The organism is Nakamurella flavida (assembly GCF_030811475.1).
In the GTDB taxonomy this organism is placed as follows: domain Bacteria; phylum Actinomycetota; class Actinomycetes; order Mycobacteriales; family Nakamurellaceae; genus Nakamurella; species Nakamurella flavida.
This window is the reverse complement of sequence record NZ_JAUSQV010000001.1, coordinates 2,704,092-2,716,534: the sequence shown is the minus strand read 5'-3', so window position 1 is coordinate 2,716,534 and position 12,443 is coordinate 2,704,092. Positions and strand designations below refer to the sequence as shown.

The window sequence follows — 12,443 nt, the reverse complement described above, 5'->3', positions numbered from 1 at the left end:
AGTGAGCGGGCGGCCGGCAGTGAGCGGGCGTCAGCCGGGGGCGCGGCGGCGGGTGCGGCGGGGCTGTTCGCCGGCCGTGCCCAGCACGAACGAGGCGACCAGGTGGTTCCAGGAGCAGGTCCGGCAGACCTCGACCTGGTAGACGGAGAACTCGCCGTAGGTCCCGGCCATCGTCTCCAGTTCCTTGGGGGCCCGCGCGGACCCGGCCATGTGCTTGATCTCGTCGCCGTAGACCCAGTAGACGTGGGTCAGCGGTTCCTTGCGGCACACCGGGCACGGGACGTCGGTGGGAACCCCGTGGAACTTGGCCGCGCGCACGAGATACGGCGAGGCGTCGCACACCTCGGTGACCCCCGTGCGGCCGGAGGTGACCTCGGCGAGCAGCGCGCGGCGCTGCAACGCGTAGTCCACCAGCCCTCGCTGTGTCCGCACCCGGCCAGCGTACGACCCGGCCTCCGACCCCTCCCGGGGCCCCCACCGACCGCCCCATCAATGTCCGTACATGATGACATGCGTGTCGTTTGTTCTCTCGACCCGCTACCCTCGCGTCGCCTGCCCCGTCCCCCTGCGTCGGCAGTCCGCCCGGCCGCCATCCCGGCCCGTCACCCGAGGAGCATCCGCATGTCCAGCTCAGCCCCACCCGCCGGTCCGTCCGGAGCCGACCGCAGCATCCGGGTCGCCCTGGTCGGCGTCGGCAACTGCGCCTCGTCCCTCGTCCAAGGGGTGCAGTACTACCGGGACGCCGACTCGGACGGCCGGGTGCCCGGCCTCATGCACGTGCGGTTCGGCGACTACCACGTGCGGGACCTGGAGTTCGTGGCCGCGTTCGACGTGGACGCGAAGAAGGTCGGGTTCGACCTCGCCGAGGCCATCGTGGCGAGCGAGAACAACACCATCACCCTCGCCGACGTCCCGCCCACCGGGGTGACCGTGCAGCGCGGCGCCACCCTGGACGGGCTCGGGAAGTACTACCGGGAGACGATCACCGAGGCCGACGCCCCCGTCGTCGACGTGGTGGCCGCCCTGCGCGAGGCGCGTGCCGAGGTGCTCGTCTGCTACCTGCCCGTCGGGTCGGAGGACGCGGCGAGGTTCTACGCGCAGTGCGCGATCGACGCCGGCTGCGCCTTCGTCAACGCCCTGCCCGTCTTCATCGCCGGGACACCGGAGTGGGCGGAGAAGTTCAGGATCGCCGGGCTGCCCATCGTCGGCGACGACATCAAGTCGCAGGTCGGGGCGACGATCACGCACCGGGTCCTGGCCAAGTTGTTCGAGGACCGCGGCGTGGTGCTGGACCGCACCCTGCAGCTCAACGTGGGCGGCAACATGGACTTCAAGAACATGCTCGAGCGGGACCGGCTGGAGAGCAAGAAGGTGTCCAAGACCCAGGCCGTCACCTCCCAGGTCGACCGCGACCTGGGCGCGCGCAACGTGCACATCGGGCCGAGCGACCACGTGCCCTGGCTGGACGACCGCAAGTGGGCGTACGTCCGGCTGGAGGGCCGCGCGTTCGGCGACGTCCCGTTGAGCCTGGAGTACAAGCTCGAGGTCTGGGACTCCCCCAATTCCGCCGGGGTCATCATCGATGCCGTGCGGGCCGCGAAGATCGCCCTCGACCGGGGCATCGGCGGGCCGCTGCTCTCCGCCTCGTCGTACTTCATGAAGTCCCCTCCGGTGCAGTTCCCGGACGACCAGGCCCGGGACAACGTGGAGGCCTTCATCGCCGGCGAGCTGACCGCCTGATCCTCAGCGGGCCGGCCGGGCGGGCAGCACGCACGTCGGACTGCCCAGCGCCACGCCCCGGCCGGTCCGGCGGATCGTCGGGCCGGCCGGGCTCCCCCCGCCGCCCGGGAGGACCTGCAGGGTGATCAGCCCGCCGCCGTGCTGGTTGGCGACGTGTATCCGATCGCCGTCCACGGTGAGGTCCCGCGGCTCGGTCCCGCCGCACCAGGTCTCCCGGGGCGGCGACCAACCCTGCCCCGGGGCCGGGACGGCGAACACCGCGACGGTCTCCACCCCGCGGTTGGCCACCGCGACCCACCGGCCGGCCGGGTCGACACCGATCCCGCTCGGTGCGCAGCGACCCGACCGGCCGGTGGTGGCGGCCACGTCCAGCAGGGTGGACGCGGCGGTCACCGGGTCGAGAGCGAGCAGGGCGATCGCCCCGGCCAACTCGCCGACCACGGCGATCCGGCCCCCGGGCAGGGCGACCAGGTGCCGCGGACCGAACCCGGGCGGCAGCACCCCGTCCGGTCCGGCCGGGGCCAGCCGGCCGTGGGCGTCGAGCCGGTAGCTGCGGACGACGTCCAGACCCAGGTCGGGGACGAGCAGCAGATCGCCGACGAACACCGCCTGGTGCGGGTGCGGACCCTCCTGCCGATCGGGATCGGGCCCGTTCCCGGTGTGGGCCAGCAGATCGGTGCGCCGGCCCAGGCGGCCGGCCCCGTCCAGGGCGTGCACCGCGACGGTGCCCGAGCCGTAGTGCGCGGTGACCAGGAACGCGCCCCCCGGGGCGACGGCCAGATGGCACGGGAAGCTGCCGCCACTGGCGACGCGGTCGTCGGGGACGGCCGTCCCGTCCGGCTCGATCCGGTACCCGACGAGCTCACCCTCCGGCGCCTCCGAGACCGCATACAGCCGATCCGGGACGGGGGCGTGCACCAGGAAGGACGGGGAGATCACCGGTGGTTCGACCGCCGGGCGCCGGGCGGGTCCACGCCAGACCTCGCCGACCCGACGCACCACCTCGACCCGTTCGCCCTGTCCGCCGGTACCCCGGGTGAAGCACCCGACCCAGGCCGCCGGCCGGTCCGTCCCCGTCATGCCCACCCCCTGTCGCTCCGAGTCCACGCGTGCCCCGTTCCCGACACACCGGGTCGTCCGGTCCTGGCGCTGCGCCGGGGAACCCGGCAGGGTGCACCCATGCCGGAAGGATGGTCCGAGTTCTTCGTGGCGACCGCCGGTGCGGCCGCCGCCCTGGCCGGTCTGATCATCGTCGCGATGAGCGTCAACATCCAGACGATCCTGACCCTCCCGGGGATGACGTCGCGGGCGGCCGCCACCGTGGGGACACTGGTGCTCTGCGTGGTCGCGACCCTGGCGGGATTGATCCCGGGTCAGGCCGTCGAACTGCTGGGGGCCGAGATCGGACTGGCGACGCTGGGCACGCTGGTGCTGACCGGGGTGGCGGCCCGCCGGGTGCTCGCCCATCCCGGGCCGGGCGGCCGGGGCGCGGCGGTGCTCAAGACCCTGTTCGCCGTCCTCCAGGTGTTCCCGTTCGCGGTCGGCTCCATCCTGTTGATCTCCGGGACCGGAGCCGGGCTGGGCTGGATCGCCGCCGGGGTGCTGCTCGTGTTCATCGGGTCGGTGACCAACGCCTGGGTGCTGCTGGTGGAGATCCTGCGCTGAGCAGGAGGGCCCCGGGCACGGCTCGTCGCACACTGGGGGGATGGCCGATCCCCGTCCCCGCCCCGTCGCTCCCGGCCCCGGTCAGGAGTCGGTGTGGGACTACCCCCGCCCGCCCCTGTTGGAGCTCTCCCCCCGGCACCTGACGGTGCGGCTGGGCGACCTGACCGTCGCCGACACCCACGGCGCCTTTCGCGTGCTGGAGACCTCCCACCCGCCGACCTGGTACCTGCCCCGCGCCGACGTCACGGAGTCGGCACTGCGCCCGTCGCGCACCCGCAGCACGATGTGCGAGTGGAAGGGCGCGGCCACCTACTGGGACGTCGTCGCGCCGGACGGAACGGTGCTCGTCGCCGCGGCCTGGAGCTACGAGCGCCCCACCACCCCGTTCCGGGAGATCACCGGGTACCTGGCCTTCGCCGCGGACGACCTGGACTGCCGCATCGACGGGGAGCGGGTCCGCCCGCAGGAGGGTTTCTACGCGGGCTGGATCACCGACGAAGTCGTCGGGCCGTTCAAGGGTGGACCGGGAACCTGGGGCTGGTGACCGGGGCCGCCGGGGTGCCCGATCAGCCGGCGGCTTCCCGCGCGGCCCGTTCCACCCGGTCCCGGTAGGCCGGCCAGCCGTCGCCCTCCACCCAGAGGTTGCTGCCGTCCGCGCGCAGGCCGGCTGCCCCGTCGATGCCCTCCCGGACGATGTCGGCGTGACCGGCGTGCCGGTGCGTCTCGGCGATCAGGTGCACCAGCACCCGGTGCAGGGTGACGTCACGGCGCTCCGGTGGCCACCAGGGCACCTGCCCGACGGAGGACAGGTCGAGGGCCTCGACGGTGGCGTCACCGTGCGCCCAGGCCCGGCGGTACAGGCCGACGACGTCCTCCCGGGTCTCGTCGGGGGTGGCGAACAGATCGGCCTGCGGATCGTCGTCCGGGCCGTCCTCCGCGGTCATCCAGGCCGGCGGGTCCGGGAACGGGCGGCCGAAGGTGTCGCCCAGATAACCGATCTCGACCCCGGCCAGGTGCTTGACCAGGCCGAGCAGGTTGGTCCCGGTGGGGGTGAGCGGGCGGCGGGCGTCGTACTCGCCGAGCCCGTCCAGCTTCCACAGCACCGCGTCCCGCCCGGTCTGCAGGTAGCGCAGCAGGTCGGCCTTCATGCTGGGGGCGACCGCGTCCTCGTCCGTCATCCCGGCAGCCTCCCACCGGGCACCGACAGCCGCACGCGGATTCCCGGCCCGGGCCGACCGGCCGGCCGGATCAGTAGAGGGTGTAGCCCCCGTCGACGACGAGCACCTCGCCGGTGACGAAGGACGACGCGTCGCTGGCGAGATACAGCACGGCGGGGGAGATCTCGTCGGGTCTGCCGTACCGGCGCTGGGCCGAGCGGTCCCGCCAGTGCGGGGCGTACTCCTCGTACATCTCCGGCGCGGCGATCTCGGTCTGCACGAACCCGGGGGCCACCGCGTTGACCCGCACGCCGTGCGGGGCCCACTCCGCGGCGAGCGACCGGGTCAGGTGGTGCACCGCGGCCTTCGACACCCCGTACGGCAGGTGCCACTGGGGCCGGTTGACCATGAACCCGGACATCGATCCGATGGTGACGATGGACCCCGTCCCGCGGCCGATCATCTGCCGCCCGACGACCTGGCTGCAGGCGAACACCGCGTCCAGGTTGGTGGCCAGGATGCGGTGCCACTCGTCGTCGGTCAGCTCGACCGACGGCTGGTGGCCCCCGATCCCGGCGTTGTTGACCAGCACGTCGACGGGCCCGAGCGCGTCGGTGACCTCGGCGAGCATCCACTCGACGTCGGCGCGGACGGTGACGTCGGCGGCCACGGCCAGCGCCGCCCCACCGGCGGCGGTGATCTCCTCGACCACCACCTGGCTGTTACCGGCGTCCCGGGAGACGACCCCGACCGCGGCGCCCGCCTCGGCCAGCCCGCGGGCGATGGCCCGACCGATGCCGCGGCTGCCGCCGGTGACCACGGCGACCCGGCCGGCCAGGGAGAACGCGTCCAGGATGCTCATCGGGTCTCCTCCGTGCGGGCGGACAGGCCGGCCACCATCGCGCTGTAGGCGCGATACCGCTCGTCCAGCAGCGGGGCGTCGACCAGGGCGGAATCGTCACCGGTGCCGTGCAGCCCGGGCACCGACTGCCAGTCCGGCCACCAGCGGCGGGAGATCCCGGCGGTCATCGCGGCGCCGTACGCGGCGTCCCGGTCGGTGGTCCGGTAGGGGATGCCGAACACCGCGCTGATCGTCCGGCACCACAAGGCACTGCGGGCGCCGCCGCCCTTGAGGGTGATGACGTCCTCGGGCAGCGTGGTGCCGCGGGACTCCTGCAGGCGGCGCAGCTCGAAGGCCACCCCCTCCAGCACGGCGCGGACCAGATCGCCGCGGGTGTGCTCGGTGGTGAGTCCGACGAACGCGCCGGGTGCCCCGCCCCCGCGGGCCACCCGCTCGCCCATCAGGAAGGGCAGGAAGAGCAGGTCGTGCGAGCCGACCGGGGCGGTGCCGGCCAGCTCGGCGAACGCGGCCACCGACTCCCCGGGAGACATCATGTCCCGCAACCACTCCAGGCTCTTGCCGCCGGCGTGCAGGGAGTCCAGGCGCATCCAGGTGTCGGACTGGGCGTGGCAGAACGCGCCGGGCACGGGCCGGTCGGCGATGCCGAGCACGACCGCGGACGTGCCCAGGGTGATGGAGAGATCGCCGGGCCGGGTCAGCCCGGCGGAGAGCGCCTCGGCGAACTGGTCGCCCACGCCGACCGCGGTGTGCGCGCCGGCCAGGGCCCGGCCGGGAGCGGTCAGCACGTCGCCGCCGTCGGAGACCGGATCGACCACCGGGGGCAGCAGGGCGGGGTCCAGCCCCAGGGCGTCGAGGATGGTGGTCGACCAGGCGCGGGTGGTGGCGTCGAGCATCCCGGTGCCGGACGCGTCGGTCCAGTCGGTCATCGTCCGGCCCGTCCAGCGGTGGCGCAGGAAGTCCTTGGGGACCAGCACGGTGGCCGCCCGGGCGAACACCTCCGGCTCGTGCTCCCGCACCCACAGCAGGTGGGGCAGGGTGAACGCGGGCAGCGGCGGGTTGCCGGTGATCGCCTCGACGTCCGGCACCCGCTCGTCGACCAGCGCGCTCTCCGCGGTGGCCCGACGGTCGCACCACAGGATCGACGGCCGCAGCGGCTCACCGGCCTCGTCCAGCAGCACGGTGCTGTGCATCTGCCCGGTCAGCGAGATGGTCACCTGGTCGCCGTCGGTCACCCCGACCTCGGCCAGCGCCTGCAGCACGGTGGCGTCCACCGTCGTCCCCCAGGCCGCCGGATCCTGCTCGGCCCACCCGCGGTGTGGGGCGGAGATCGCGTAGGGCGCCGAGGAGACCGAGTGGATGCCCATGTCGCCGTCCACCACCGTCACCTTGCAGGCGGTGGTCCCGAGGTCGACTCCGACCAGTACGTCCATCTGCGCGGCCCTGCCCATCACGACGGTGTGGGACCCGCGGGGCGTCCCGGCGGATCACGTGCCGGATCAGGACAACAGACGGCAAACAGTTGCGCAAGCCGTTGCCGTTCGAGGTGCCCTCAGCCGGCGGCGACGTCCACGAACTGCCCGGCGGCGACCACCGTCGCGGCTCCGCCGGCAGGAGCGATCCGCAGGATGCCCGCGGTGCCCCCGTTCGAACCGGACTGCAGGGCGTAGAAGCGTCCGGCGGTGTCACCGGCCAGCCGGAACGGATCGACCACCCCGGAGACCGGGACCGACCGGGGCGTGGGCCCGGCGCCGAAGACCTGCAGGGCATCCACGGCCGGATCGATGCGGCAGGACGGATCGGCGGCCGGACACCAGGAGCGGATCGTCGACACCAGGACGCGGCCGGCACTGTCGTTGCCGACGGCGATCCTGCTGGGCCCGACGTCGGCACTGGTCTGCTGCTCGCCGGCGGCCAACCGGGTCAGGAAGAAGGCCTGCGCGCCGAGACCGGAGAACGACCGGAGGAACACGGTGCCGTCGAGGTCGACGACCGAACCGGCGAACTGCCCGCCGGGGACCCGCCGCACGGTGGCCGGGCGCTCGCCTAGAGCCTGCACCGTCGACACCTCGAACAGCGACAGGCCGTCCTCGGGTACCTGGCGGGACAGCACGACCGACCCGTCCAGTCCCACGGCCAGATCCGCGTCGGTGGCGTCCTGCGGGAACACCACGCGTCGACCGTCGGTGGCGCGCACCATGACCGCGCGGTCCGTCCCGGTGTCCAGGACGAAGACGTCGCCGCGGGCGTCGAGGTTCAGGTCCGTGGGGGTGACCCAACCCGTCCCCACCGCCACCGGGGCACCCCCGTCGGCGGGGAATCTGCGCACGGTCGCCGCGGCCGGGTCAGCGACGTACAGCGCACCCTGCCGGTCGACCGCGAAGGACACATCGCCCGTGGCCCCCGCGATCGGACCGATCGGTCCCGGACCCGAGACCCGTTCCAGGGTGCGGGGAGTCCCCTCCCGCAGCGCGTAGACCGGGGCGTCGGGCTGCGCCGCACCGGCGGCCGGCACCGTGTACCGCACCGTGGCCGCCGGGCCCCGGCCGGCGGCGGTGACCGCCCGGACCGACAGCGTGTAGGTCGAGCCGGGGATCAGCTGGATGAAGGTGCGGGCCCGGGTTCCGGCGCCCACCACCGTCGAGTACGGGCCGGGATTGCCGTACGCCGCACCGTCCCGGGCCACCTCGTACCCGGTGACCGGGGAGCCGCCGTCGGAATCGGGCGCCAACCAACTGATCTCGGCACTGGTTCCAGTGATCCAGCGCACCGCGGGCATCGGCGGGGCCGACGGCGGGACGGGGCTGAAGCCGGCCGGCAGGTACCGGTACCCGACGGTCGACGCCGGCCCGACGCCGGCGGCATCGACCGCGGCCACCCAGAACCGGTACTCCTGCCCCGGGACCAGGCTGCTGAAGATCCACGACCGCTGCCCGGCCGAGACCGTCGTGGAGTACGGCGCCGGAGTGATGGTGGAGGAACCCGTCCGGCCCACCACGTATCCGGTGACGGGCGGGGTGGAGGTGCTCGCCGCCGACCAGGTGAGGCGCACCGCGCCGGCCGGGAGTCCGGTGGTGGAGATCGCCGCGGCGGGGGTGGCCGCGGGAATCCGGGCCGCCGCCGGGACCTGCGCGGCGGCGGCGCTCACGGAGCTCGCCGACGCGGGTGACCCGAGCGGGACGGCCAGGATCGCGGCCAGCGCGAGCACGAGGGCCCGACCGGCCGGGAGCACGCGCCACCCCGGACGCAGCACGGGACGACCGACGGGATGGATGACTCGACGCATGACGCCGCCCCTGAGATCCGGCATCCCCCTTGGACACCCTCTGCACCGGAGCCTAAGCAGGCTGTAAAGGGGGTGTGTGGTTCGTCCGTTTCGTCCGAGCAGTGCGTCCGCGTGGTGCGGTCCCCGGGGTCATCCGGGGACCGACCCACCGTCACGGGACGATCGACACCATCCGGCCCGGCACCACGACCACCTTGCGGGGCGCGGCCCCGGCCAGCACCTCGACGATGCGCTCGTCGGCCAGCGCAGCCGCCTGCACGTCCTCGATCGAGGCATCCGCCGGCACGGTGATGCGCGAGCGCACCTTCCCCTTGACCTGGATGGGGTACTCGACCTCGTCGGCGACCAGCAGTGCCGGGTCCGCCCACGGGAACGGGCCGTGGGCCAGCGACGCCGTGTGCCCGAGCCGCGACCACAGCTCCTCCGCGATGTGCGGGGCCAGCGGCGCCGTCATCAGCACCAGCGCCTCGGCCACCGGACGGGGCACCGGTGCGCCGGACTTGGTCAGGTGGTTGGTGAGCACGATGAGCTTGGCGATCGCGGTGTTGTAGGACATCTCGGCGTAGTCCGTCCGGACGCCGTCGATGGTGCGCGCCAACAGTTTCGCCGTCTCGACGTCGGGAGTGGAGTCCGCCACCACCGTCTCGCCGGTCTGCTCGTCGACCACTGCCCGCCACAGCCGCTGCAGGTACCGCAGCGAACCGACCGCGTCCCGGGTCGACCAGGGCCGCGAGATGTCCAGCGGGCCCATGCCCATCTCGTACATCCGGAACGTGTCCGCGCCGTAGCGCTCGCACATCTCGTCCGGCGTGACGATGTTGTTGAGCGACTTGCCCATCTTCCCGTATTCGCGGGTGACCGGTTCGCCGTCGTGCGTGAAGGTGTCGCCCTCGGTGACGACCTCCTCCGCCGGCACGTAGACGCCGCGGGCGTCGGTGTACGCGAAGGCCTGGATGTAGCCCTGGTTGAACAGCCGCCGGAACGGCTCCCGGCTGGACACGTGGCCCAGGTCGAACAGTGCCTTGTGCCAGAAGCGGGAGTACAGCAGATGCAGCACGGCGTGCTCGACACCGCCGACGTACAGGTCGACACCACCCGGGTCACCGGGCCGGGCCGGGTCGGGGCCCATCCAGTACCGCTCGACATCCGGGTCGCAGAAGGTGTTCTCGTTCGTCGGATCCAGGTACCGCATCTCGTACCAGCACGAACCGGCCCACTGCGGCATGACGTTCAACTCGCGACGGTAGGTCTTCTCCCCGTCGCCCAGGTCCAGCCGGACGGTGGCCCACTCCGTGGCCTTGGCCAGCGGCGGCTGCGGGTCGGAGTCGGCGTCCAGCGGGTCCAGCGAGCGCGGTGCGAAGTCGGTCATCTCCGGCAGGGTCAACGGCACCTGGTCGGCCGGCAGCATGTGCGCCACGCCGTCGGAGTCGTAGACGATCGGGAACGGCTCACCCCAGTACCGCTGCCGGCTGAACAGCCAGTCGCGCAGCTTGTACTGGGTACGGGCACGGCCCACCCCCCGCTCGACCAGCCAGCCGGTGATCGCGGTCTTGGCCGCCGCGACATCCATGCCGTCGAGCGAGATCTCGTCGTTGCTGCTGTTGATGGCCGGGCCGTCACCGGTGAACGCGGTGTCCTCCGGGTGGTCGGCCGGGGGTTGCACGGTGCGCACGATCGGCAGCCCGAACGCGGTGGCGAACTCGTGGTCGCGGGTGTCCTGCGCGGGCACGGCCATGATCGCGCCCGTGCCGTACCCGGTCAGCACGTAGTCGGCGATGAACACCGGCAGCCGGGCCCCGTTCACGGGGTTGATCGCGAAGGAGCCGGTGAAGACGCCGGTCTTCTCCTTGTTCTCCTGACGGTCCAGGTCCGTCTTGTTCGCCGCGGCGGCGCGGTACGCCGCGACCGCCTCACCGGGAGTGGCGGCACCGCCGGTCCACGCCTCCGGCGTGTCCGAGGGCCAGGACGGCGTGGTGACCGCGCCGACCAGCTCGTGCTCGGGCGCCAGCACCAGATACGTCGCGCCGAACAGGGTGTCGGGTCGGGTCGTGTACACCTCGACGGCCGCGCCGTCCACTGCGCCGTCCACCGCGAAGGCGACCTGCGCGCCCTGGGAGCGCCCGATCCAGTTGCGCTGCATGGACTTGACCGAGTCCGGCCAGTCCAGCACCTCCAGGTCGTCGAGCAGCCGGTCGGCGTAGGCGGTGATCCGCATCATCCACTGGCGCAGGTTCCGCCGGAACACCGGGAAGTTGCCGATCGCGCTGCGCCCGTCCGGGGTGATCTCCTCGTTGGACAGCACGGTGCCCAGCCCCGGGCACCAGTTGACCGGCGCGTGGTCCAGGTAGGCCAGCCGCCATCCGGTCAGCACGGTGTCCCGTTCCGCCGGGGTCAGCACCTCCCACGGCCGACCGTCGGGTGTCGGCCGCTCGCCGGAGGCGAACTGGGCGATCAGCTCGGCGATGGGCCGGGCGCGCTGTGCGTCCCGGTCGTACCAGGCGTCGAACAGCTGCAGGAAGATCCACTGCGTCCAGCGGAAGAACTTCGGATCGGTGGTGGCGACGCTGCGCCGGGGGTCGTGCGCGAAGCCCAGACGGCGCAGCTGGACGCGGTAGCGCTCGACGTTCTCCCGGGTGGTGACCTCCGGGTGGGTGCCGGTGCGCACGGCGTACTGCTCGGCGGGCAGGCCGAACGCGTCGTACCCGATGGTGTGCAGCACGTTGCGCCCGGTCATCCGGGCGAAGCGGCCCAGCACGTCGGTGCCGATGTAGCCCAGCGGGTGCCCGACGTGCAGCCCCTTGCCGGAGGGGTACGGGAACATGTCCAGCAGGTAGAGCTTGTCGGCCGGGACCGCGGCGGGGTCCGCCGGCGCCAGATCGCCCACCGGGTTGGGGGTCAGGAAGGTGCCCTCGGCCTCCCACCGGTCCTGCCACTGCGCCTCGATCCGGCCGGCCAGGGCTGCGGTGTAGCGGAACGGCGGGGTCCGTTCGGCCTCCACCGGCGTCTGCTGCTGGGTGTCGTTCGCGGCGTCCACTCGTCGTCTCCTCAAGAATCTCCGGTCCGGTCCGGGCACAAAAAAACCCTCCTGGAGCCCAGGAGGGAATCGCCGCACTGTCCGTCGGTGACGGGTCAGCGCGGCCCGGCAAGCAGGACCATGACCACGCGGCGCACTCTACTCCAGCGAGCAGGCCACCCGGAGGGGTGCCGCACCGATCACGTCCCACCGGACGCAGCGCGTTCTATCATCGACGGGTGTCCCCCGCACCCCTGGTCCTCTCGCTCCTGCTCGCCGCGCTGTTCCTCGTTCTCGGCGCCTGGGCGCTGACCACCGCCCGTGGTGGATGGCGGGGCACGCTGAACCGTCGTGGCCGCCTCGGTGTGCACTCCCCGGCCGCGATGGACAACGACACCAACTTCCGGATCGCCAACCGTGTCGCGGCTCCCGTGGTGACCGCGGCCGGAGCGGTGGCCGTGGTCCTCGCGATCGTCCTGCTCGCCCTGTCCTGGTCGACGGTGACCTCGATCGTCATCGCCGTGGTCGGGCTGGCCGGAGTGGTGGCGCTCATGGTCGCCGGCGGCGTGCTCGGTGAGCGGGCCGCTCGATCGCTGCCCGTCCCGGCCCGCAAGCCCGCCGGCGGGGGCGGTTGCGGTGGATGCGCCTGCGGTGGCGGTGGCTGTGCCGGCCTGACCCGCACCGACCCGGCCGCCACCGGCTCGGCCTGACGGGCCGCCCCCC

General features: G+C 73.1%; 11 protein-coding genes. 4 read left to right on the top strand and 7 right to left on the bottom strand.

Annotated features, from left to right (window positions below; all coding sequences use genetic code 11):
• Window positions 1-30: 30 nt before the first annotated feature.
• Window positions 31-432, bottom strand: a complete 402-nt coding sequence (locus J2S58_RS12025) for a DUF5318 domain-containing protein (protein ID WP_205256886.1) — start codon at window positions 430-432, stop codon at window positions 31-33.
• 189 nt (window positions 433-621) lie between these two features.
• Here J2S58_RS12025 and J2S58_RS12020 point away from each other — a divergent pair, with 189 nt between their 5' ends.
• Complete coding sequence (locus J2S58_RS12020; protein WP_205256887.1) at window positions 622-1,740, top strand: inositol-3-phosphate synthase; 1,119 nt, start codon at window positions 622-624, stop codon at window positions 1,738-1,740.
• A 3-nt stretch (window positions 1,741-1,743) separates the two neighbouring features.
• Here J2S58_RS12020 and J2S58_RS12015 read toward each other — a convergent pair whose 3' ends face one another.
• A complete protein-coding gene (locus J2S58_RS12015; protein WP_205256888.1) occupies window positions 1,744-2,820 on the bottom strand; it encodes a lactonase family protein in 1,077 nt (358 codons plus the stop codon).
• Window positions 2,821-2,919: 99 nt separating this feature from the next.
• Here J2S58_RS12015 and J2S58_RS12010 point away from each other — a divergent pair, with 99 nt between their 5' ends.
• A complete protein-coding gene (locus J2S58_RS12010) occupies window positions 2,920-3,405 on the top strand; it encodes a hypothetical protein (RefSeq protein WP_205256889.1) in 486 nt (161 codons plus the stop codon).
• A gap of 40 nt (window positions 3,406-3,445) precedes the next feature.
• Window positions 3,446-3,949: a DUF427 domain-containing protein gene (locus J2S58_RS12005; RefSeq protein WP_205256890.1), complete on the top strand. Its 504-nt coding sequence runs from the start codon at window positions 3,446-3,448 to the stop codon at window positions 3,947-3,949.
• A 22-nt stretch (window positions 3,950-3,971) separates the two neighbouring features.
• Here J2S58_RS12005 and J2S58_RS12000 read toward each other — a convergent pair whose 3' ends face one another.
• From J2S58_RS12000 to leuS, 5 genes are all read right to left on the bottom strand, one after another.
• Window positions 3,972-4,583, bottom strand: coding sequence for a DinB family protein (locus tag J2S58_RS12000; protein ID WP_205256891.1), 612 nt, complete (start codon window positions 4,581-4,583; stop codon window positions 3,972-3,974).
• A 70-nt stretch (window positions 4,584-4,653) separates the two neighbouring features.
• Window positions 4,654-5,424 (bottom strand): SDR family NAD(P)-dependent oxidoreductase, encoded by a 771-nt coding sequence (locus J2S58_RS11995; RefSeq protein WP_205256892.1) that lies wholly within the window; start codon window positions 5,422-5,424, stop codon window positions 4,654-4,656.
• Entirely contained in the window at window positions 5,421-6,872 is a 1,452-nt protein-coding gene (locus tag J2S58_RS11990) for a xylulokinase (protein WP_205256893.1), read from the bottom strand. The genes J2S58_RS11995 and J2S58_RS11990 overlap by 4 nt, the downstream gene beginning before the upstream one ends.
• 101 nt (window positions 6,873-6,973) lie before the next feature.
• Complete coding sequence (locus J2S58_RS11985; RefSeq protein ID WP_205256894.1) at window positions 6,974-8,707, bottom strand: fibronectin type III domain-containing protein; 1,734 nt, start codon at window positions 8,705-8,707, stop codon at window positions 6,974-6,976.
• A 151-nt stretch (window positions 8,708-8,858) separates the two neighbouring features.
• Window positions 8,859-11,741, bottom strand: coding sequence for a leucine--tRNA ligase (leuS, locus tag J2S58_RS11980; protein WP_205256895.1), 2,883 nt, complete (start codon window positions 11,739-11,741; stop codon window positions 8,859-8,861).
• A gap of 218 nt (window positions 11,742-11,959) precedes the next feature.
• Here leuS and J2S58_RS11975 point away from each other — a divergent pair, with 218 nt between their 5' ends.
• A complete protein-coding gene (locus tag J2S58_RS11975; RefSeq protein ID WP_205256896.1) occupies window positions 11,960-12,430 on the top strand; it encodes an SdpI family protein in 471 nt (156 codons plus the stop codon).
• Window positions 12,431-12,443 lie beyond the last annotated feature (13 nt).